Annotated in this window: 20 protein-coding genes and 4 pseudogenes; 5 read left to right on the top strand and 19 right to left on the bottom strand. The window is 40.5% G+C overall.

Annotated features, from left to right (window positions below):
• Window positions 1–9: 9 nt before the first annotated feature.
• From BM213_RS03280 to BM213_RS03240, 10 genes and pseudogenes are all read right to left on the bottom strand, one after another.
• Window positions 10–414, bottom strand: a complete 405-nt coding sequence (locus BM213_RS03280) for a hypothetical protein (RefSeq protein ID WP_091700860.1) — start codon at window positions 412–414, stop codon at window positions 10–12.
• Between the two features lie 15 nt (window positions 415–429).
• Window positions 430–831 carry an IS200/IS605 family transposase gene (tnpA, locus tag BM213_RS03275; RefSeq protein ID WP_091700857.1) on the bottom strand — a complete coding sequence of 134 codons (402 nt, stop codon included), beginning with the start codon at window positions 829–831 and terminating at the stop codon, window positions 430–432.
• Window positions 832–953: 122 nt separating this feature from the next.
• Window positions 954–1,259, bottom strand: a pseudogene (locus BM213_RS15375) (EAL domain-containing protein); the annotation flags it as partial.
• A 215-nt stretch (window positions 1,260–1,474) separates the two neighbouring features.
• Window positions 1,475–1,717, bottom strand: a complete 243-nt coding sequence (locus BM213_RS15370) for a cation-translocating P-type ATPase (RefSeq protein ID WP_167357359.1) — start codon at window positions 1,715–1,717, stop codon at window positions 1,475–1,477.
• Between the two features lie 130 nt (window positions 1,718–1,847).
• A pseudogene (locus BM213_RS03265) lies at window positions 1,848–2,108 on the bottom strand (ArsR/SmtB family transcription factor); the annotation flags it as partial.
• 85 nt (window positions 2,109–2,193) lie between these two features.
• Complete coding sequence (locus tag BM213_RS03260; RefSeq protein WP_091700854.1) at window positions 2,194–2,913, bottom strand: exonuclease domain-containing protein; 720 nt, start codon at window positions 2,911–2,913, stop codon at window positions 2,194–2,196.
• 3 nt (window positions 2,914–2,916) lie between these two features.
• Window positions 2,917–3,951: a DUF294 nucleotidyltransferase-like domain-containing protein gene (locus BM213_RS03255; RefSeq protein ID WP_091700852.1), complete on the bottom strand. Its 1,035-nt coding sequence runs from the start codon at window positions 3,949–3,951 to the stop codon at window positions 2,917–2,919.
• A 16-nt stretch (window positions 3,952–3,967) separates the two neighbouring features.
• Entirely contained in the window at window positions 3,968–5,272 is a 1,305-nt protein-coding gene (locus tag BM213_RS03250) for an ammonium transporter (protein WP_091700849.1), read from the bottom strand.
• Window positions 5,273–5,434: 162 nt separating this feature from the next.
• Window positions 5,435–6,823 (bottom strand): hypothetical protein, encoded by a 1,389-nt coding sequence (locus tag BM213_RS03245; RefSeq protein WP_091700847.1) that lies wholly within the window; start codon window positions 6,821–6,823, stop codon window positions 5,435–5,437.
• A gap of 66 nt (window positions 6,824–6,889) precedes the next feature.
• Window positions 6,890–7,831, bottom strand: a complete 942-nt coding sequence (locus tag BM213_RS03240) for an endonuclease I family protein (RefSeq protein WP_091700844.1) — start codon at window positions 7,829–7,831, stop codon at window positions 6,890–6,892.
• Between the two features lie 573 nt (window positions 7,832–8,404).
• On the opposite strand from BM213_RS03240, the gene BM213_RS03235 reads away from it, so the two are divergent.
• A complete protein-coding gene (locus tag BM213_RS03235) occupies window positions 8,405–9,331 on the top strand; it encodes an MBL fold metallo-hydrolase (protein ID WP_091700842.1) in 927 nt (308 codons plus the stop codon).
• A gap of 30 nt (window positions 9,332–9,361) precedes the next feature.
• Here the strand turns inward: BM213_RS03235 and BM213_RS03230 are convergent, their stop codons facing one another.
• Window positions 9,362–11,116, bottom strand: a complete 1,755-nt coding sequence (locus BM213_RS03230; RefSeq protein WP_091700839.1) for an ABC transporter ATP-binding protein — start codon at window positions 11,114–11,116, stop codon at window positions 9,362–9,364.
• Window positions 11,113–12,867 (bottom strand): ABC transporter transmembrane domain-containing protein, encoded by a 1,755-nt coding sequence (locus BM213_RS03225; protein WP_091700836.1) that lies wholly within the window; start codon window positions 12,865–12,867, stop codon window positions 11,113–11,115. The genes BM213_RS03230 and BM213_RS03225 overlap by 4 nt, the downstream gene beginning before the upstream one ends.
• A gap of 178 nt (window positions 12,868–13,045) precedes the next feature.
• Here BM213_RS03225 and BM213_RS03220 point away from each other — a divergent pair.
• Window positions 13,046–13,465: pseudogene (locus BM213_RS03220) on the top strand (NAD(P)/FAD-dependent oxidoreductase); the annotation flags it as partial.
• Window positions 13,461–13,661, top strand: coding sequence for a hypothetical protein (locus tag BM213_RS15260; protein ID WP_425265905.1), 201 nt, complete (start codon window positions 13,461–13,463; stop codon window positions 13,659–13,661). The pseudogene BM213_RS03220 and the gene BM213_RS15260, both read left to right, overlap by 5 nt.
• 9 nt (window positions 13,662–13,670) lie before the next feature.
• On the opposite strand, the gene BM213_RS03215 is transcribed toward BM213_RS15260, so the two are convergent.
• The 3 genes from BM213_RS03215 to BM213_RS03205 form a co-directional block, all read right to left on the bottom strand.
• The gene (locus BM213_RS03215) at window positions 13,671–14,981 is read right to left on the bottom strand and encodes a glycosyltransferase family 4 protein (RefSeq protein ID WP_091700834.1); all 1,311 of its coding nucleotides are present in this window, start codon (window positions 14,979–14,981) and stop codon (window positions 13,671–13,673) included.
• Window positions 14,978–16,069, bottom strand: a complete 1,092-nt coding sequence (locus tag BM213_RS03210) for a CotS family spore coat protein (protein ID WP_167357362.1) — start codon at window positions 16,067–16,069, stop codon at window positions 14,978–14,980. Before BM213_RS03210 ends, BM213_RS03215 begins: the two co-directional genes overlap by 4 nt.
• Before the next feature lie 102 nt (window positions 16,070–16,171).
• Window positions 16,172–16,666 (bottom strand): glutathione peroxidase, encoded by a 495-nt coding sequence (locus BM213_RS03205; RefSeq protein ID WP_091700829.1) that lies wholly within the window; start codon window positions 16,664–16,666, stop codon window positions 16,172–16,174.
• A 104-nt stretch (window positions 16,667–16,770) separates the two neighbouring features.
• Here BM213_RS03205 and BM213_RS03200 point away from each other — a divergent pair.
• Window positions 16,771–17,061, top strand: a pseudogene (locus BM213_RS03200) (GNAT family N-acetyltransferase); the annotation flags it as partial.
• A gap of 101 nt (window positions 17,062–17,162) precedes the next feature.
• On the opposite strand, the gene BM213_RS03195 reads toward BM213_RS03200, so the two are convergent.
• From BM213_RS03195 to menC, 4 genes are all read right to left on the bottom strand, one after another.
• The gene (locus BM213_RS03195; RefSeq protein WP_091700826.1) at window positions 17,163–17,597 is read right to left on the bottom strand and encodes a DnaA N-terminal domain-containing protein; all 435 of its coding nucleotides are present in this window, start codon (window positions 17,595–17,597) and stop codon (window positions 17,163–17,165) included.
• Window positions 17,598–17,648: 51 nt separating this feature from the next.
• Window positions 17,649–17,894, bottom strand: a complete 246-nt coding sequence (locus BM213_RS03190) for a DUF1450 domain-containing protein (RefSeq protein ID WP_003395969.1) — start codon at window positions 17,892–17,894, stop codon at window positions 17,649–17,651.
• Window positions 17,895–17,973: 79 nt separating this feature from the next.
• A complete protein-coding gene (locus BM213_RS03185) occupies window positions 17,974–18,486 on the bottom strand; it encodes a hypothetical protein (RefSeq protein ID WP_091700824.1) in 513 nt (170 codons plus the stop codon).
• A gap of 4 nt (window positions 18,487–18,490) precedes the next feature.
• The gene (gene menC, locus BM213_RS03180) at window positions 18,491–19,624 is read right to left on the bottom strand and encodes an o-succinylbenzoate synthase (RefSeq protein ID WP_244149169.1); all 1,134 of its coding nucleotides are present in this window, start codon (window positions 19,622–19,624) and stop codon (window positions 18,491–18,493) included.
• Between the two features lie 483 nt (window positions 19,625–20,107).
• On the opposite strand from menC, the gene BM213_RS03170 reads away from it, so the two are divergent.
• A complete protein-coding gene (locus BM213_RS03170) occupies window positions 20,108–21,451 on the top strand; it encodes a TrkH family potassium uptake protein (RefSeq protein WP_091700821.1) in 1,344 nt (447 codons plus the stop codon).
• Window positions 21,452–21,463: the final 12 nt, after the last annotated feature.

Raw genomic sequence — 21,463 nt, 5'->3', positions numbered from 1 at the left:
TGAACATTCTTAGTATTTTGAATCATCAGATTTAATTACTGCAATGCTAGTGTCAGTTAATAATATCTTTACTTTGATTCTTTTAGTTTTTCCATTAACAAAAACAGGAAAACTTAAACAATCAGCGATTTTATAATTTTGATTGTTCCAAATACATACTGGCTTCTTTAAAATTGGTAACTTGTTTGTCTTTTTGTATTTCTTATAAACACTCTTAGCATCTTGTATAGCTTGATTTTTTACTGCACTTGGTAAATTAGCTTGAATATCTTTTGATGTGAATTTCACACATTGAGTATCAATCATGGCCTGAACGATACTATTTACTGTTAAAATATACTCATTTAAAGTTTCTTGTAGGTATTTTTCTTGTTCCTTTGTTGGGAGAATCTTAAATTTTACTGTAAGTTTCATATGTTATCACCTCCTTCATACATTTTTTTGGCTTTCAATGTATTTCTTAATTGCTTCTTCTGAAATATGACCAATTGTGCAACAGAAATAACTTCGTGTCCAAAGAGAAGGAAGTCTGCTTTTTAACGAAGGATATTTTTCTCTTAGTATTCGACTACTTTTTCCTTTAAATTGCTGTATTATTTTATGGATATGTTGTCTTGGATCAAACGAAATAAACATATGAACATGATCTGGCATGATTTCTAATGCTTTAATTTCTACATCATTTTCTTTTGCTACCCCATAAAAGATTTCTCTTAAATCTTTTTCAATATCACCAACTAATACTTTGCGTCTATATTTTGGACAAAATATAACATGATATTGATTCAAATAAACAATTCCATTTTTATGAATATACTTATCATTAGACATTAGATAAACACCTCCTATCTAATATTTATTATACAAAATATTAGATAGAAGTCAATTATCTAATATTTTTGTTTCATTTCATCCCAACGACTAAAGTCGCGGGCTTTCACGAAACGAATTTTGTAAGCGAGCGATGAAAAGCCGGTACCAAAATCATCAATTGCCACTTGAACTCCTAGCTGCTTTAATTGTGTTAAAACATGCTTCCCTGTTTCAATATTTTCCATCAATCCGCTTTCAGTTATTTCTAAAATTAAATATGTCGGTGGAAACTGTGTTTCTTGCAAAATGTTTTTTACGTGCGTCACAAATTGTTTTCGATTTAGTAAAAATGGCGATAAATTCACCGCGAGCTTTAACGTCGGAAAATGATGTTGCCATTGTTTTACTTGTTGGCACGCCTCTTTTAACACCCAAGTCGTAATTTCAATTTGTTTAGACACATATCGTCCATCAACCATTCGCTCATTTCCAATACAATACCATTTCCCATCTACTTTTCCTTCTATTCCACTTCCTGTTCGCGTCTCGATTTGATCTGATTGTTTATATGCAATATCGTGTTGCTTTTTTGATGATCGCTTGAGCTAGCGGATGAGAGGAAACACTTTCTAAGGACACTGTAATATGAAGCAGCTCATGTTCATCGATATATGACGTCCGTAACATGAGGCTTCCCTTTTGTAATTGTTCCTGTTTTGTCAAAAGCAACGTTGCGTACACGACCGAGCGTTTCTAGATGAACGCCGCCTTTCACGAGCACACCTTTTCCCGCGTTGCGCGTCATCCCAGCTAACAAAGCAATAGGTGAAGATAAAATAAGCGCACATGGATAACCGACAATTAAAACGGCTAAACCTTGATATAATGAATCATGCCAAGGCACGCCAAGCCATAAAGGTGGAATCGGCATGACTAATAATGAAACAATCATAATGAACGGCGTATAATATTTGGCAAAACGATGAATGAACAATTCCAGCGGCATTTTCGCCTCCTATGCTTCCTGTACGAAACACATGCTCATCGTCATGCGAATAATATAATGTCGTTCCTTCCCTTCGGTACTTCACAAGACGTAAATTTTTTAAAAATCGAAGTTGGTGGGATACAGTTGATTGTAAAAGTGACAAGCGATTCGCAATTTCTGTCACCGAAAACTCACCGGATGAAAGTAAATGTAAAATGCGGATACGCGTTGGGTCGCTTAACGCTTTAAATGTTTGAGATACGATAAACAGCGTTTCTTCATCTAAAGGCTCATACCGTTGATCCATCATATCCCCCTCTTTCAATATATGAATATATGTTCATATAAGTTAATGAAATTTTATAATCTTTCATAAAAAAGTCAACATTCTTTTAAGAACATTGACTAAGCAGCGCATACAGGTCATGCAATGTATCGATTTTCATCTGCTGTAATTCGGCAAAAACACGCTTCCAAATCTCAAATAAACTCATTACATCCCCTAGTGCTGTGTGACGGTTCACAGGGAACAAACCGTAAAAAGAAAGGGCGTCATCAAGTGTTGGGAATGTGTCGTGATGGATGCGTTCCATTATTCTTCTCATTTCGATTGCTGTTTGTTGTAAAGATGTACGATAATTTCGTGATAAAAATTCATTCAAAAATGCAATATCATGCTGAATGTGATAACCGAGCAAAATACTGCGATTCAAAAAAGGAAGAATGCGATGCATCTCTTGTTGTAGCGACGGGGCATCGGCCACATCTTCATTCGTAATGCCAGTAAGTATAACAACTTGTTCTGGAATGCTTCGTTTCGGGCGAAAGTGGGAACAATACAAATCTAACGCTTCCCCCTTTTTTGTTTTTAAAGCGGCCAATGAAAAAATTTCGTCTCCTCTTTGCGGGGAAAATCCTGTCGTCTCTGTATCTAACAAAATAAATATAACATCAGAAAGTGGGGTGTCGAGTGAATACGTATGCTTTCTCGCTTCGCGCATCGTTTTTCGAATCCATACCTCTTGTTGAAAAGCTGAACCGACTGCTGTTGCTTGATCATGTCGAAGCCCAAGCGATAACAGACGATTGATCCATTGAAACGGACGCTCCATCGCTTACACCCACTTTCTTGCAGCGCGCTGCACCTTTTTGGCTACAACCATCGCTTTTTTTAACTGCTTTCGCTCTTCTTTTGATAAACGCTGCATCAATATATAATTATGTTCTCCTTCAAGCGAACAGCGTAAACGAAAATATAAAAACGTTCGAAACGCCTCGTCTATACGTTCAAATAACGGTTTTGAACAGCCGTTTTTAGCATACCAACACGCTAGCCGCTCAAACGTAGACATCGAATGAATAAATTGTTTTCGGACGGCAATCCACTTCAGTATATGGCTTAGTTGAACATATCCCCCTTGTTTTATATCAATCATCCCACTTTGTGCCCCCCATCGTTCTACGTACACGCGACGAAAAGGGCCAATGGGCACGGGAGGCGTATGAATACTGTCAACGATTCGATTACGTAAAGAAACCGTCGTTGTCATTTTGTTATATAACGCCTCCTTTAGTTGAGCAACTAAAGATGGTTCCCCATGAATTGGTCGCATATCAACTAACATGGACAAATAACGAATATCATCTATATGCTCGTTTTGTACATATTTTTGAATTTGCTCGTTCCAATCTTCCTTCTCTTTCAGCCATCTCTCATTTGTCGCCATCACATGTCCTGTGCAATACGGATAGCCAACTTCATTCAAAAAAAGAACACCAATGCGGGCATACTCGCGCATATATGCATAACAATCCTCTTTTTCGCTACTTAAACAAGAAAAAATGACCCCGTTGTCTTGATCTGACCAGACAGTCGCTTCCCTCCGTCCGCTACTTCCCATGACAAACCAGCAAAAAGAAGATGGCTTTCTCCCTATTCCCATTCGATCAACTTCCCGCTCAGCCAGCAATAATGCTTGTTTCATTAATACATCATGGCATGCACTGAGCGCATCGTATATTTCAAGCATGCGCTGAAAAGAGAAGGGGAAAGAAGAGAGAACGAAAGCAACTTCATCATGAAGTTGCTTTAGTTCTGTCGTACTACTGCATTGTTCTACTCGAACGATAATCGTTTCCAAATGATTCATGACATCACCATCTTTATTAAGAACGAGTTAACGTCGCTGTTTGTTGATAGGTTGGGTCTAAATGTTCTGGATACCCGTACGAACCATGTTCGCTAATATCAAGTCCAGAAATTTCTTGTTCAGGCGTCACACGTAAACCAATCGTCTTTTTCAAAGTGAACAAGATGATAAACGAAACAACTGCCACGTATACAGCGGCCCCTAGAACTCCTACCGTTTGCACAATAAGCTGATCGAATCCCCCGCCATAAAACAGCCCTGCTTTTCCGATTCCCGTTATTTCAACGAGGCGCGGGGATGCGAAAAAGCCAGTCGAAATCGTACCGACAATTCCGGCGATACCATGAACAGAGAATGCGTAAATCGGGTCGTCAATTCCTTTTCGTTCAAAATATACGGACGTCCAAAATGTAAATGATCCTGCTACTGCCCCGATTACAGCTGCCGCCCACGGTTCAACGAATGCACATGCGGCTGTGATGGCAACAAGTGCGGCTAATACACCGTTTACCATGGCCGGGATATCTGCCTTGCCAACAAGCCATTTCGCCGTCAAAATGGAGGCGATCGCTCCAGCCGCAGCAGCAATATTTGTCGTTAATGCAACATAACCAAAAAATCCGTCTGCTGTTCCCATCGTACTTCCTGCGTTAAAGCCAAACCAACCTATCCATAAAACAAACCCACCGATAACAGTATATACTTGGTTATGTCCTGGAATGAAGTTAGGTGTGCCGTCTTTGTTAAACTTACCGATGCGTGGACCTAATAACATCGTTGCGATTAATGCAGCAATTGCTCCTTGTAAGTGAACAACGGTAGAACCCGCAAAGTCTTGCATCCCCATTTCACCGAGCCATCCACCACCCCATACCCAATGGCCGATAACAGGGTAAATGGCAACAGTAAAAATGGCTCCGAAAATAAAGTAAACAGATAATTTCGCTCGCTCGGCGAATCCTCCCCATGCAATTGCTAAAGAAACACCAACAAAAGCGAGTTGAAATAAAAATTTCAGTTCAAGTGGTACATTCGCCCACGAAAGAGAAGAAAACGTCTCTTTTCCTTCCTTCAAAAACCACCCTTCCATTCCAATCAACCCATTTCCTTTTCCGAATGTAATCGCAAAGCCTGCCGCCCAAAATGCGAGGGAAGCGATCGCAAAACTTAATATTTGCTTTCCAGCGACATGACCAGCGTTTTTCATTCGCGTCGATCCCGCTTCTAACAAAGCAAATCCGACTTGCATTCCAATAACTAAAATCGCCCCTAACATCACCCAAAGTGAATCAATTGCCAAACTCAACTGTACCTCATTCATTCTCATCTCTCCTTTATGTCATTTTTTATAACATTTATGGTTATAATATATTACATAAATAAAAAGAAATGCAACAGTTTTTTGAAAGTTTTTTATCTTTTGTTGCGTTTTATAACATAAAAAGGGTGTCAAAGGGTGTCTCCATAGAGACACCCTTTTTAATTAAATGAGAAACATTGCAACGATTGTCGTCACGACTAACCCTGTAACAACTGGCACAACATTTCGTCTTGCTAATTCGAATGGGCTAACACCACAAATGGCTGCCGCTGGAATGAGCGCCCAAGGGACTAGCGTTCCACCCCCAACCCAAATGGACGCAATTTGACCAAGTGCTGTTAGAGTGGCAACTCCTGTACCGATCGCTGTTGCAAATAAATTCGCGATGGAGCCGACAAGGGAAATACCCGAAAATCCAGATCCATCCAATCCAGTAATAGCTCCTACCCCTACTAACGTAACTGCTCCTACTTCTTTGCTTAACGGAACAACTGTCGATAAGGCAACACCTAAATCATTGACAATACCATGCGATTGTTTTGGTAAAAAATCTCCCACAATCGTCTGAAATCCTGAATCCCCTAAATAAAAGAAAGCAGCAATTGGAATGACTGGACCGAACACTTTAAAACCAAATTGAAATCCTTGAATCAATAAATCTGTAATTTGTTCTAAACTCTTCTTCTTATATGCTGTAACTGAAAGAAGAGATAAAATAAAAATTGCTGTTCCTCCAATTAATGCAGTTGCATCTCCCCCTTGCAATTGAAAATAATACATTGCGACAACGTCCAATCCGAACAGCATAGGAATGAGAAGCGCGAATGCGACTTTCATCCGCTTCGTTAATAGATGGGATTGCACTTCATTTTCTTGAATGGCAACGACTTCACCTTGTTGAATATTTCCCCTCTTCATGTCACGGCGCAGGAAGAAAAATGCCGTTGTTACCGTGACGATTCCCATAATGAAGACGAGCGGGACACTTGCTGAAATAACTTCAGACACCGGAATACCTGCTGCATCCGCCGTTAGTTTCGGTGCCCCTTGAATAACGAAATCACCTGATAGTGCAATACCGTGGCCAAACAAATTCATCGCCATTGCCACCCCTAGTGGCGGGAGGCCTACACGCACGGCAACCGGCAACAATACCGCTCCGAGCAGCGCCACTGCAGGCGACGGCCAAAAAAACCAAGAAATTATCATCATTAATATTCCAATCATCCAATAAGCTAACGAAGGTGTACGAATCAATTTCGCAAACGGCGCGATCATTACCTCATTTACTCCTGTGCCTGTAAGAAGTTTACTCATCGATACGATAATAGATATAACAAGAATAGTCGGAAGAAGTTCAGTTATGGCATAAATAAAACTTTTAAAAATGGTGCTAATAGAAATCGGCAACGATCCTGTTGCTGTAACCGCTAACAAAAAGATACCCACCATACAAACTAATGATGTATCTTTACGCCAAACCATCAACGCGATAATAATACAAATAAACGAGACGTAAATCCAATGTAACGCTGTTAGCTCTACACCCATCGTTCTCTTCCCCTTTTCATAAACTGTAATACAGCATATGAAAAAGAGAAGAATATGTGCGAACGCCTATCTGCTTTTACGCCCAATTAGAAAATAAAGCTGTTCTGCAAGATTTGGTTTATCGATAAATGGGTTGCGATTTCCTTGAATTCGAAAAATCGCCGCATTTCGATGTCTTTCATACATTGTAACAGGAAAGCGTTTATGCCATTGAACAAGAAGTGGAATATTGATTTGATCGACAAATGGATGTTTGATTGCACGCGGATAACGAACGAGAAAGTACATCATCGCCCGAGCTACCGCCCCTTTCCCGTGTTCCGGTTCAAAATGCTCCTCGTGTGCGACGCCGCAATCATTTTGAACGACTTCATCAGGAGACTCTGGTTCATAAAATGGAAAATCGGCATACGGAAAATTCGAGCGAATCGAATTGCAACGCGGTTCACAAACAAATAAGTGATGCAAGTCTCCTTTCATCGGCTCCTTGGTCCCAAACCACGATTGCGGAACAACATGTTCTGCATTAAATTTAAATTGTTTATCAACCATTTTTATCTTTTGATCTAGATCAAGTTCACCTTTTTTTGCTTTTTTCACAAGTTGAATAAATTGCTCATATCGCTTTTGGATTGTCTCATAATCTTGTAAAATCACCGCACGTGGGTCTTTCTTTTTTCCTGAATAAATGCTTTTTACTGTTCCATCTGGTTGTAAATCGACCCACGTGTACAAATAATAATCTTTACTCAAAAAATATGGAATGCGGCGTATGTGCGTCCGCTTCGTTAAGTCATGATACGTTTGAAATAACAACTTCCCGTCCATTCGGTCATCTATACGATCATAATATCGTTCCATAATGCGTGTCTCTTCATTTTCGTTATAATATAACGCGTTTTGTTGCTGAATCTTTTGTTGATTTTCAATTAGTTCTTGGAAAATATCTTTTTGTGTTTCTTCCCACCGCTTCAACTGCTCCGCGTGTTGAAGGATAACATCTTCCAACGCTCTTCTCCCCAATCATTTTTTACTATAATATATTCATCTATTGTTCATCACGACGCGGCCATATTCCCTCTTCTTTATACATCTATTATAGTCAATATGAAAAATAAAAAATAGAACTGAGCACATGTTATGCCCAGTTCTATGTTTAATGCACATGTTTTTTATAAATACGGATGTTCATGCATCGCTTTTAAACGACGCCATCTCCTCTCTACTTCTTGTTCAAAAGCAGCCCAGTAGCTCACGATTTTCTTCTTTTAGTAAATGCTTTGCTTTTCCCATGTATTTCAACCATTATTTGCTCCTAGTCCCCCGATCGATCTTAAACGTATCTCGAAAAAGCCTAACTCATTTGTTTTTGGTAAAATAGACATCGTATCCCCCCTCATCTGTCAGTTGCTCTTTCATTTTATAAAAAATTTCAAAAAAGAGATGTGACAAAAATCAAACACAACCATATTTTTTACTTATACAAACAAAAAAAATAATGAAATTATGTTATATAACAACAAATTTTTATATATAACAGAACGTCATGTTCGAATGAAACAGAGTTTTGGGAGGAGAAAAATGAGAAAACGGTATGAAAATTTAGATGGGATTACTACAACTAAGTCATTTGCTGATTTGTGGCGTTGGTATGCGGAAAGGAGACAAAAAAAGAAAGATTGGTCATATACTTTGCCGCGCGAACATATTGATCCTTCGCGGCTACATGCGAATCAGGATCAAACATTACTCACATGGATAGGGCACGCTACGTTTATTATTCAAGTAAACGGACTAACGATTGTTACAGATCCCGTATGGGCAAAACGATTAGGAACCATTCGTAGGCTAACGGATCCAGCTGTTTCGCTTGACGACGTACCTCCTGTCGATATCGTACTTATTTCTCATAGCCACTATGACCATTTGCATTTTTCCAGTATAAAAAAATTGAAGGGAACTCCACTTATCCTTGTACCGAGCGGATTACGCTCATCGTTTCTCAAAAGAGGAATAGAGCGTGTCGTACAATGTGATTGGTGGGAAACCGTTGTGGAGCGGGATGTTTCATTTACGTTTGTCCCAGCACAACATTGGTCGAAACGAACACTATTTGATACAAATGCATCCCATTGGGGAGGATGGGTGATTGAAACAGAAGGAAAACCAACGTTTTACTTTGCCGGGGATAGTGGATATTTTCGTGGGTTTCGTGACATTGGAGCTCGTTTTCATATTGATTATGCTTTGTTGCCGATCGGTGCGTATGAGCCCGAGTGGTTTATGGCACCCCAACATGTAACGCCTGAAGAAGCGGTACAAGCATTTATCGATTGCCGCGCCAAAACATTTATTCCAATGCATTACGGCACATTTCCGCTTGCTGATGACACGCCGAAAGAAGCGCTAGATCGCCTTTATGCCGAATGGAAGCGTCGTCATCTCCCGAACGAACAGCTACGCGTACTAAAATTAGGAGAAATTATTTATTGTCAAACCGCCACGTGAATGGGTGGCGGTTTAAACAAATATGTTCACTTATGTACATACATCTTCTGTTAATCCATTTTGCAGGACGTACATGCGGTAATATAACCCTCGTTTCGCAAGTAGTTGTTGATGTGTTCCACGCTCGACAATCTCCCCTTGATGCAAAACGAGAATTTGATCGGCATCTTGAATGGTCGATAAACGATGAGCAATCGCGATCGTTGTCCGTCCTTTTCTCATTTTTTTCAGCGCTTCTTGAATCGCTTCTTCCGTTTCTGTATCAATATTTGCGGTCGCTTCATCAAGCACCAATATTTTCGGATTCATCGCAATCGTGCGAGCAAAGGCAATGAGCTGACGTTGACCGCTCGAAAACGTCGTTCCTCTCTCTGTTACAGGATGATCATATCCTTTCGGTAGCTTTTCAATAAACTCATGCGCTTGAACAAATTTCGCCGCTCGTTCAATATCGCTCTCCGTTAAATGTTGGTTATAAAGCCGAATATTATCTCGCACCGTTCCATAAAACAAAAATGGATCTTGAAGAACAAGGCCGATATTTTTTCGTAATTCCTTTTTCGGATAAGCTTTAATCGACTTGCCGTCAATCAAAATATCTCCACGTTCAAACTCATAAAAACGCATAAGCAGTTGAATAATTGAGCTTTTTCCACTTCCGGTATGACCGACGAGCGCAACTGTCTCTCCTGGTCGAGCAACAAACGAAATGTTTTTTAACACATCGCGTTTTCCATCATAACTAAACGACACGTTGCGAAATTCGATCGTTCCGCGCTCAATGATAAGCGGCTGCTCGCCTTGTTTCGGTTCTTCTTCTTGTTCATCTAACAGTTGAAACACGCGAGAAGAAGCAACGAGCGCCTGTTGAAACATGGATAAGCGCATCATCATTTGATTAATCGGCTCAAAAAAGCGCTCTAAATAGTTGACGAAGGCGTATAACACGCCGATTTCAACCGGACTTTGAAACGAAGAAATACCAAAGTAACTTAAAACGACAATGAGTGAAAAAACATAAACAACGTCTGTTGCCGGACGTAACAGTAAACTGTCTAATTTAATGTTTTTCATCGCTGCCATATAATGCTTTTCGTTAACCTCTCCAAATTGCTCCCGCATTCGCTTTTGTTGGCGGAACGTTTGAATGATGGACATCCCTTGCAACGATTCATTTAACTTCGCATTCAGCTGGCTTAACCGCTCGCGCAAATCACTATAAAATACGGAACTATATTTACGATACGTGCGAATAATAAAATAAATAATCGGTAAAATAACTAAACAAAAAGCGGCCAAACGAACATCGAGCAAAAACATCGCAACAAATACTCCAACTAAGAAAAATGCGCTTTGAATAAACGTAACGAGCACTTCAACAAACATTTCTTTAATCGCTTCCGTATCATTGGTCACTCGCGATACGATGCTTCCTGCTGGCGTGCGATCGAAGTAGCGCATACCTAACGATTGTACTTTCGCAAACACATCAATGCGCAACTGTTGGATAATTTTTAATGCAATTTCTTGAAATTTTAGTAATTGAAAGTAAGAAAGAACTACTTTTCCAATATGAATCGCTACGTAAGCTGATGCTAGCCCAATCATAGCTTGAAGTGGAAAAGTCATATGTGTTAAATAGTTATCAATAAAAATTTTCACGATGATCGGCCCAAGCACTTCCCCTGCAGTCGTTAACGCTAAAAGAAAAAAAGCAAACAATAGCGATTTTCGATGCGGTTTTGCATAGCTCATCAATCGCATAAACACTTGCCGCTCGTTCATTGTACCCCTCCACGTTCCACAAGTTGTTCAAGTTGTTGGCGAACATACATATCGCGATACCATCCGTCTTGTGCAACGAGCTCATCATGTGTGCCGCGCTGAACAATTTTTCCGTCCTCAAGAACAATAATGAGATGTGCGTGCTGAATGGCACTTAATCGATGGGTTGCAATCATCGTCGTCTTCCCTGCTCGATTTTCTTTCAACGATCGCAAAATGCGCTCCTCCGTTTGCGCGTCGACAGCCGATAGCGAATCATCTAAAATAAGCACTTCTGGATCAAGCAATAGCGCACGCGCGATGGATAACCGTTGCTTTTGTCCGCCCGATAAAGACACGCCTCTCTCCCCAACAACTGTTTCGTATCCTTCAGGAAACTGTAAAATATCATCATGTACTTGGGCGAGTTTAGCAACATGTTCTACTTCTTCTTCGCTTGCATCCGGTCGCGCAAATGCAATATTGTCGCGAATAGACGCTGAAAAAAGAAAATGGTCTTGTGGCACATAACCAATTGCCTCACGCAATCGTTCTAATCGATATTGTGTAATCGAATGCTCGCCAAAATAAACGTCCCCATCCATTCCAACAAACTCGCGCAACAACACTTTCAACAGTGTCGTCTTTCCTGCTCCTGTCTTTCCAACAATACCTAACGTTTCACCTTTTCTTAACGTAAATTGAATGTGTTGTAACGTTGGCTCTGTTTCATTCGGATATGTAAAGGAGCGAATATCGTAAGTGATATCGCCTGTCGGTACTTTATCAAGCACCCCTTCATCTTCTTGTATATCTGGTTTTTCCTTTAATAACGATGACACACGATCGTACGAAGCCCGACCGCGCTCAACGATGTTGAATAACCAACCGAAAGCCAACATTGGCCAAATAAGGAGACCTAAATACATCGTAAACGAAATTAGCTGTCCGATTGTCAATTCTCCTTGCACAACAAAACGGGCACCAAAAACAATAGCTAAAAAAAACGACACACCGACAATGAGTGAAATCGTTGGATCAAATAATGAATCAACGCGAGCAACGGCCATATTTTTTTGTACAACATCATCGGACTGTGCTCGAAACGACTCAATTTCTTCTTTCTCTTGACCGAACGTTTTAATCACTTTAATCCCTGCAATACTTTCTTGCACTTTATCGTTTAAGGAAGAAAACGCTTCTTGTGCATGATGAAACCGTTGATGAAGTAGCGAACCGTAGTATTTTGTTAAATAAGCCATAAGCGGCATCGGCAATAAACAAATTAACGTCAATTTCCAACTAATTGTAAAAGCCATCGTCGCAATGACAAGGCCCCCGATGCATAACGAGTCGACAAGCGTTAAAACACCGACGCCCGCTGTTTGCTGAATAGCTTGCAAATCATTTGTTGCGTGTGCCATTAAATCACCGATGCGGCGATTTTGATAAAATGACGGAGACATCTTTGTAAAATGTCCGTATAGCCGATCGCGCAACAATCGGGCAAGCTTGGCTGCCGATCCAAAAATCATCGTCCGCCAAACATAACGACAGCCGTACATACAAATAGCCACACCTGCAAGCACACTTAACCATATCGTGAGTTTTTCTGTCGTTAGTTCCCCTTGTTTGATCGCATCGACAACATGCCCAATCACTTTCGGCGGTACAAGTTCAAGCAACGAAACGATCGCAAGCAGTATAATACCGATGACATACGCCTTTTTTTCCTGCTTAAAAAACCACATTAAGTCGAAAAACACTTTCATTCCTATCCCTACTTTCTTGCACACCCATTGTCGTTTCGATTTATTTTATCAAATATTCCAAAAATAAGAAAGCTTTTTGCTATGTCAATATATAAATGTTGTTTTTCTCCTCGCATACTTTTACATATGCAGGTCAATCTAAAAAAGACCAAAACAAACGTGAAAGGTAGCTGTCACTATAGATTTGCAAACAGGAAAATTATACTGGCCAACGACATTTCCTGATGCTCCTTCACATCCACCGCTTGACGAGGATATACAATGCGACGTACTTATCGTAGGAGCAGGAGGATCGGGGACTTTATGTGCTTATTATTTATGCGAAACAGGTTTGGACGTTGTCGTCGTCGATAAACGAAAAGCAGGATACGGAAGTACGATGACGAATCCCCCCCTTATTCAATGTCTCGGCGATAAAATGTTTTTTGAGCTTGTCAACAGCTTTGGCGAAACGTATGCCGCCCGTCATTTAACACTTTGCCGGCAAGCGGTCGATGAGCTGGAGCGAGCCGCTAATCAATTACATATCGACGTACAATTCCAAAGAAGAGATAGCTTGTATTATGCGAGCGTTGCTGAAGATGTAGCAAAACTTGAATGGGACACATGACGATCTCCCGATGATCGGCGTATACGACTCGTTTCCAAACTGCTATTTTGTTTATGCTTATGGGGATAACGGAACAGTGTATAGCACGGTACTTGCTCAAATTTTACGTGATGTGATAACAGAAAAACAAAGTGACGACTTTTATTTATATATGCAAACGAGACCGAAACCCCCACAAGCGTAAGTGGGAGTTTTATGTCGTAATCGCCCACACGAATGTTTTTTTCCTCTTCTTGTTTAACACTACTTCTTCTTGAATTGGTTGTGAAGGTTGTAAAACCGGCTCGGTCGGTTGTTTTTCAACGACTTGCTCAACCATTTCTTCAACAGAGACAGTTGCTTGTATTGGAGAAAGATCAGTTTGTTCGACATGTTGCCATACATGTAGTACATCTGACGCCACGCGCTCCCAACGGTAAAGCGACGTTGCTAGCTTACGTCCGTTTTCCCCCATTTTTTTCATAAGTGTTCGATTAGATAAAACGTGCGTCATTTTTTCAATAAAGTCTTGAGGGTCTTCCGGTTTCTCAACAACGATACCGTTTTCATTCGGGACAATAACTTCTGCATTGCCGCCACGGGCAGTTGTAACGATCGGAAGCCCTGCCGCCATCGCTTCGTAGTGAACACGAGCAAGCGGCTCTTGCCACTGAGATGTACAAACGAACAAATCAGCTGCGGCAAACCAGTTTTGAATTTCGTTTGGTGGTACGAATCCTGTCGCTACAACAGGGACTGGCAATCTTTTGGCTAACGAGCGAACGTAAGCAATATAATCGGTTGTTCCTTCTTCACTAAACCATTTGCTTCCAACAATGACGAGCGCTAAGTCGTTAAATCGTTTCGCAAGCTCCGGCAACGCTTGGATCAGTTTGTCGACCCCTTTATTTGGCGATAAACGTCCAGCATATAAAATGACCGTTTTTTGATCGATTCCGTGCGTTTGGCGTAGTTGTTTCCGAATGGATGCCATATTTGGATGGTTCCCCGGCAAAAACCGCTCGGAGTCAACGCCAGAGTAAATCGTCCGCAGTTTTCCTTCCGCTTCTGGATATAGTTCACAAATGACTTGACCAATATAGTTGCTAATTGTCACAATTGCCGACACTTGACGGACAACTTCTTCTCCTTCTTCCCGATTGATTTTCGTTAGTTGAAACATGTCGTTATGCATGCTAAGTGTTATTTTGGCATGAGGGGCAACTTGACGGATCGGCAAAACAAGGCGTGGACGATTAAAAATATGAATGAGGTCAAACGTATGATCTCTCACATATTGAACGACGTGATTGCAATACGTATCAAATACGCTCCCTGGAACACGTACGTAGTGGATACCGTCGATCGTCTCTTCGTTTGGCAATGTTTCGTGTTGTACACCTAGCACAGTAATGCGGTGTGCGTGCCGAAGATGAGGAAGAATGCCTGCAATATACGTTTGAATCGCACCACCAAGTACGGGAGGAACAGGTAGTTTTTCTGTACAAATCATTAAAACGTTCATATATTTCTATTCTCCTTCCAGTCGTTTTCAATTTCTGCAAGCACTGGCCATTTTGTTTCATCTGTAGCAACGAGTATGTCGATAAGTTGCGTTGTTTGCCCCGTTAGAAATAACTCTGGGTCATATACTACTTCTTTTATATTTTTGTAAAATTCATTCGGAAGTGACAAATCGATCATCAATACATCATATAATGAAGCGTCAATTGGATTCGCTTCGTGGTATGCTCGAATCATTTCACGCACCCAATGAACGTCCCAACGATATAAATCAGCCATCGTACCAGAGATGAGTTTTCGTAAGTCGCGGATCGGTAAATCAAATGCAACACCATCTAAATCAATAATCCACATGCCATTTGCACCCATTTGACCGTTCGACCACCCATAATCTTGATGCACGAGCCCCCATTCGCTATGTCCGCGCTCAACGAGTTGGTTGTATGGCGATTGTTGAAGTCTTATAAAACTGTCACGCGCTTGAGCTTGAAAGCGATCAACAACTTGCAACAGCTTAGTGCTTGCTGGCATTTCTTTATACACGTTAGCTAATTGACGAAACCAATCCATTTTAATGATTGTTTTTTCGTACGTCTTCGGCCATTTATACAAACGTGAGGCGACTTCTGCGCCTTTCGGGGGAACGTACCCTTTGCTTAAACGGTGAAATTCACCAAGTGCATAACAAAGCTGCTTCGCTCCTTGTAAATCTTTTGCTGCTGGGAATAGCGGCTCAATCCATTCCGCTACAAACCATAGTTTTCCACCCATTTCCACATAATCCATTCCTTCTTTCGTTTGTACGATCGGCGGAACGTTAGCTTTTTGTACATCGACTAAATAACGTTGTGCACCGAGGCTAAACAAACTTCGGGTTGGACGACGGTGAAGCAATTTTAAACTTTTTGGACCTTTGTTCGTTTCTAACTTCCAAATAGCTCCCCCTTTATCCGGTTTCGTCGTCACGACTTGCCTACTTTGAACAGATAAGTCATAATAACGCAACACATCTTCTGCCATCTGTTCAATATAGTCTGGCACGAAAAATTCAGGCATCGTTTCATCTACGATCCACGGTTCAACGAACATATAACCCCTCCTATTTGACATCAATCCTACTATCTCAACATATGCACTAAAACATTTTTCGTATAGACGTATCCATTACGCCCAACAAAAAACCGCCTCTTTTCATTCAGAGACGGTTTCACTAAGCAATTGTTCAATATGTTGTTCTAGTTCCAACGGCTTTGTCGTTGGTGCAAAACGTGCAACGACTTGCCCGTTTCGGTCGACTAAAAACTTTGTAAAATTCCACTTCACCGCTTTCGTTCCTAACATGCCTGGCGCTTGTTCAGCTAAGTAAACGAAGAGTGGATGAGCATTCGAACCGTTTACGTCCACTTTCGCGAACATCGGAAACGTTACACCGTAATTCAATTGACAAAATTGTGAAATTTCTTCTTCAGATCCCGGCTCTTGATTTCCGAACTGATTGCACGGGAAACCGAGCACAACAAAACCACGATCTTTATATTTATCATACAGCTGTTGTAATTGTTCATATTGCGGCGTCAATCCACATTTACTTGCCGTATTAACGATCAATAGTACATTTCCTTTATATCGTGCTAGCGATTGATCTTCACCACGGATCGTGCGCACATGAAAATCGTAAACACTCATTTGTATCTCCTCCTTTTTATCGCTATTGTAGCACACATATCGTTTTTTCTATATAAACAATGCTTTCACTCAGACAAAATAAAACATATTCGCTATAATGGTGAAAAATCGGCTTGGGAAAATGGCTTATGCAGTCGATGTATGAAGTTGTCGTTCATGAAAAACTCGAACGGTTATTAGGTGGCAGTCGCATGCCAGCATATTATCAATATGCAAATGAAATGACGGCCGAACAATATGTAGATGCGGTTATTAAAGGGGTACTAAAAGACCCTGTCATTACATTTTTACTTCGTTGCGGTCGCACACCTGTGAAGGTCGTCGCCAATTACTTAGAAGATGCCCAGTCGTGCAACTACGCCTTGCTCATGGAATGGCGCAATCCGTTTTTGTAAAAATAAATCAAAGGGTGTCTAAACTTGCACAGTGACACCCTTTGATTACGAAATATGCTTAGATATGATCCGACCTACCTATACATTTTCCTATTTTAATTTTAATGAATATACGTTTTTGTTATTGGTTGCTCATCGGCTGCTAGTAGTCGTTCAAGAAATTCGGTTCGTTCACGCAGTTGGGCTACTTCTTTTTCTATTTCTTCCATTCGTCGTTCCACTTTCGTTACGCGCGCTTCGAGGTTCCACGTCTGTTTTTCAAGGGCGATCATATAGTTCCATATCAGCATAAATTGTTCATCAGACAGCTCATGGGGCGCCTCAAACTGAATAATCATTCGTTTGCCGCAAACTTTTTCAACTGCTTGTTCAATGTAGGATGCATACAATGCTTTCAGCCAATTTTTTTGTAACGGGTTTGTACAATGGACAATTACTTTATCGTCTTCTACCGTCGCTGTCGTTCCTTCAATCCATGTTTGAAAAGAAAGCGAGGACAGCGTGCGAGATAACATATGTTTAACTTCTGACCACATCATTCTCCCCCCTTCGTACATGAAATTAAACGAAAATGAAAAAATTCCTGCTTATTTTTTTCGAAACGCCCACCATTGTTTTGTTATTTCATAAGAAATGCGATCATACAATTCATCCGTTGTCTTCGCTTTTACAACTTCACCATCGAGTAAAATAAACGGACAATGTTTACACGTTTTACATTTGCCCACACAATCTTTCCTTTTGATTTTTACATGCTTGAACGTGTTTTTTAAAAACGTATATAACGTTTTTGTTGCGAATTTATTTTTCTTGCAAAAATGCACTTTTTTCATTTTGCCACACTCCAAGTATGATAACTATAATCATTTTCAATTCTATCATACTTGGAATAGTTCATTCCTTCAATCATTTTTACATCGCATATCGTTGAAGTTGCTCAAGCGAACGGATCATGTACGGAATCATATGTAATAAATCATCGATATGACTTTCGTTAATCGTACGCCCGAAATCAATCATCACTTGATGAGTGTACCGTTCCTCTGTTGGATATGTGTACGTCAGCGTTTGTATAACCGTACGGTGTTCCCCCCAAATATGCTTTAGCGTCTGTTCAACTTGTACGCAATCGACGTTTATTGCTGAAAAAGAAAACGAAACCGTCACGGTGCAACCAGCTCGCGCGACATCTTCATATAGCAACTCGTTCGCAATATGTTGAAGCGTCATTTGAAGCGAAACGGTACACGTCACTTGGTGGGCATGGCGCAATTGAAAAGAAAGGGCGTACGCGCGCGTAAATTTTGCTAAGTCAACAACGTCTGAGCGATCCACGACAGCGATGCTTTCATCGCTTATATCTAAGTCGTAAATTGCCCCTTCTACCACCGTTTTTAAATTATCAAAAATCGTCGGGTCAAACATATGATCATCCTCTCGAACGTTTACATATTTTTAAACGAACTGTACGCTTTTCGACTTCTGTCACATCAACTTCATAGCCAATTCCGAACTCATGTCGAACGAAAATTCGCCCATCACGGACAGTCACTTCGGGGGTAATGAAATCACGTTCCCAATAATTTGCCGATGCAGCTGTATCGCTAGGGAACGAGAAATATGGAAGTGTCGCTAAAGCGATGCTGTGCGCTCGCCCAACCCCACCTTCTAACATCCCACCGCACCATACAGGAAGATGATGTTGCTGACATAAGTCATGAATACGTTTTGCTTCCGTTAATCCACCTACTCGGCCAATTTTTATGTTGATGACGCGACAACTTTTTAGCTCAATCGCCCTTTTTGCATCTTCATATGAACAAATGCTTTCATCTAAACAAATCGGCGTTTTTAGCTTCGCTTGTAATTTCGCATGGTCAACAATATCGTCCACAGCAAGCGGCTGCTCAATCATAAGCAATTCATAATCATCAAGCGCTTGCAGACGGGCGATGTCTCGTAACGAATAAGCACAGTTCGCATCAACCATAAGCGGCACATGGGGAAAATGATGACGAACAGCGCGAACGACATCTATATCCCACCCCGGCTTAATTTTTATTTTTACACGTCTATATCCTTCTATAAGCGCCTGCTCCATCCGTTTTAATAAATCCGTTATCGGTTGAATACCGATGCTTACGCCGACTTCTACTTCTTTTTTTTCGCCGCCTAATGCTACGTGTAACGGAATATGATGCCGCTTAGCAAACAAGTCCCATACAGCTCCTTCAAGCGCCGCTTTTGCCATATAATTGCGACGAACGATCGAAAACCGTTCAAGCAATTCATCCGGATGATGAACGGGAGCTTGGAAAAGAAGGGGGATTAAAAAAGCTTCAAGCATATGCCACATCGTTTCGATCGTTTCTTCCGTATACCAAGGTGCAGCAAACGCAACACCTTCTCCCCATCCACGCACACCATGTTCATCAATTACTTCAACTAACAGAACAGGTCTTCTTTTCATTGTTCCGAAGCTTGTTGTAAACGGTGATTTCAATTCCATTTCTAAGTATCGTAAAATGACTGTATTTATTTGCACATATATCCCTCCAAACATCATTATACAACAAATAAAAAAGCCGACCGCATTACCATATGCGATGGAAAGAAAGTATGTATATTGTACACCGAGCATTCCTACTAGACTAAATAAAATAAGCAACATCCAACTACTCCGCTCACGCCAAATGTGAAACAGAGGAACACCTCGAAACGATGCAAAAGCTAATAGACAAAGCCCTGAGATCATCATTCTCACACAAACAAGCTATTCTGTCCCTACATGTTTTTGTTGGAACACCCATTGTGCCGCTGTTCCTGAGAGTCCCCACATCGTTGCCGCGACAATGACCATCCATAAACCTTTTCCGCACTTTGACATTATACTCAACCTCTCATTCGTATATATCCCCAATATAAAAAAACGAAAAATTTTGTAAATACAAATGTTTCTTGATTGAAAAAACAGACTTGCATTCCTTTTCACCATTTGTCAAAATCAAAATATGTTTAAAACGAAAATGGGCGAGGGAGTAAAGCTGTGAAATCTCGAAAATTATCGCGTCTGTCAACCGTCCAGCTTATTGTTTTATTTTACTTTACAGCTGTTTGTATATCGACATTTTTACTATGGCTTCCTATTTTTCATCAACCTGGGGTAGAACTTCATTTTGTTGATGCGCTCTTCACGGCAGTAAGCGCCATCAGTGTGACAGGGCTAACCGTCGTATCGACAGCGGATACGTTTAATACGCCGGGTGTATTTGTATTAGCTTTTATTCTTCAATTCGGTGGAATTGGGATTATGGCACTTGGTACATTTATTTGGCTTATGTTTGGAAAAAAAATCGGCTTTCGTGAGCGCCAACTCATTATGACCGATCAAAATCAATCAACATTTTCAGGATTAGTAAAGTTAATGAAAGAAATTTTAACGCTCATTATCGCGATTGAAATGGTTGGTGCCGTCATTTTGGGGATTTATTTTCTTCGTTATTTTCCATCGTGGCAGGACGCTTTTTTTCAAGGCTTTTTTGCATCGGTGAGCGCAACGACAAACGCCGGATTTGACATTACAGGACAGTCGCTTATTCCATTCGCTAATGATTATTTTGTTCAAACCGTACATATGATTTTACTCGTGTTAGGAGCCATCGGGTTTCCTGTGCTCATTGAAGTTAAAGAATTTTTATTTCATCGTCAAAAAAGACAATATCGTTTTTCCCTTTTTACGAAATTAACAACCGTTACATTTTTTCTTCTTGTTTTATTCGGAACATGTTCTATTTTATTGATTGAATCGCATCGTTTTTTCGCAAATAAAACTTGGCATGAATCACTCTTTTATGCGTTATTTCAGTCGATCTCTTCTCGTAACGGCGGATTAGCGACCATGGATGTGCATGAATTTTCTGAACCGACATTGCTTGTTTTAAGCGCACTTATGTTTATTGGTGCTTCCCCAAGCAGCGTAGGAGGAGGGATTCGGACGACGACGTTTGCGATTATCGTGTTAACTATTTTCTTTTACGCGAAAGGAAAAGATTCCATTAAAGTATTCCAACGTGAAATTCATCATGAAGATATATTAAAATCGTTTATTGTGTTTGGAACAGCTTCCATTCTTTGTTTTTTAGCTGTCCTACTCCTTTCCTTTTCGGAGCCTTTTACCATGATAGAAATTGTCTTTGAAGTATGCTCCGCTTTTGGAACGACAGGTTTGTCCATGGGCATCACATCACAACTAAGCACATTCGGGAAGTTAGTTATTATTGTTTTAATGTTTATCGGACGGATTGGTATTTTATCATTTTTATTTCTCATTCGTGGCAACAATCAAAAAGAAACGTATCATTATCCAAAAGAGCGCGTTATTATTGGTTAAAAAGCGAAGGCA

Origin of the sequence: Anoxybacillus pushchinoensis (assembly GCF_900111795.1) — a bacterium.
GTDB classification, from domain to species: domain Bacteria; phylum Bacillota; class Bacilli; order Bacillales; family Anoxybacillaceae; genus Anoxybacillus; species Anoxybacillus pushchinoensis.
Note: the sequence above shows the minus strand (reverse complement) of the source record. Positions and strands in the feature narration are given on the sequence as shown.

Bases quoted from the DNA above. Each gene is read 5' to 3' on its own strand.
- BM213_RS03280 (WP_091700860.1), bottom strand. From the start codon at position 414: ATGAAACTTACAGTAAAATTTAAGATTCTCCCAACAAAGGAACAAGAA.
- tnpA (WP_091700857.1), bottom strand. From the start codon at position 831: ATGTCTAATGATAAGTATATTCATAAAAATGGAATTGTTTATTTGAAT.
- BM213_RS03260 (WP_091700854.1), bottom strand. From the start codon at position 2,913: ATGGAGCGTCCGTTTCAATGGATCAATCGTCTGTTATCGCTTGGGCTT.
- BM213_RS03255 (WP_091700852.1), bottom strand. From the start codon at position 3,951: ATGAATCATTTGGAAACGATTATCGTTCGAGTAGAACAATGCAGTAGT.
- BM213_RS03250 (WP_091700849.1), bottom strand. From the start codon at position 5,272: ATGAATGAGGTACAGTTGAGTTTGGCAATTGATTCACTTTGGGTGATG.
- BM213_RS03245 (WP_091700847.1), bottom strand. From the start codon at position 6,823: ATGGGTGTAGAGCTAACAGCGTTACATTGGATTTACGTCTCGTTTATT.
- BM213_RS03235 (WP_091700842.1), top strand. From the start codon at position 8,405: ATGAGAAAACGGTATGAAAATTTAGATGGGATTACTACAACTAAGTCA.
- BM213_RS03230 (WP_091700839.1), bottom strand. From the start codon at position 11,116: ATGAACGAGCGGCAAGTGTTTATGCGATTGATGAGCTATGCAAAACCG.
- BM213_RS03225 (WP_091700836.1), bottom strand. From the start codon at position 12,867: ATGAAAGTGTTTTTCGACTTAATGTGGTTTTTTAAGCAGGAAAAAAAG.
- BM213_RS03215 (WP_091700834.1), bottom strand. From the start codon at position 14,981: ATGAACGTTTTAATGATTTGTACAGAAAAACTACCTGTTCCTCCCGTA.
- BM213_RS03210 (WP_167357362.1), bottom strand. From the start codon at position 16,069: ATGTTCGTTGAACCGTGGATCGTAGATGAAACGATGCCTGAATTTTTC.
- BM213_RS03205 (WP_091700829.1), bottom strand. From the start codon at position 16,666: ATGAGTGTTTACGATTTTCATGTGCGCACGATCCGTGGTGAAGATCAA.
- BM213_RS03195 (WP_091700826.1), bottom strand. From the start codon at position 17,597: ATGTGGTCAGAAGTTAAACATATGTTATCTCGCACGCTGTCCTCGCTT.
- BM213_RS03190 (WP_003395969.1), bottom strand. From the start codon at position 17,894: ATGAAAAAAGTGCATTTTTGCAAGAAAAATAAATTCGCAACAAAAACG.
- BM213_RS03185 (WP_091700824.1), bottom strand. From the start codon at position 18,486: ATGTTTGACCCGACGATTTTTGATAATTTAAAAACGGTGGTAGAAGGG.
- menC (WP_244149169.1), bottom strand. From the start codon at position 19,624: ATGTTTGGAGGGATATATGTGCAAATAAATACAGTCATTTTACGATAC.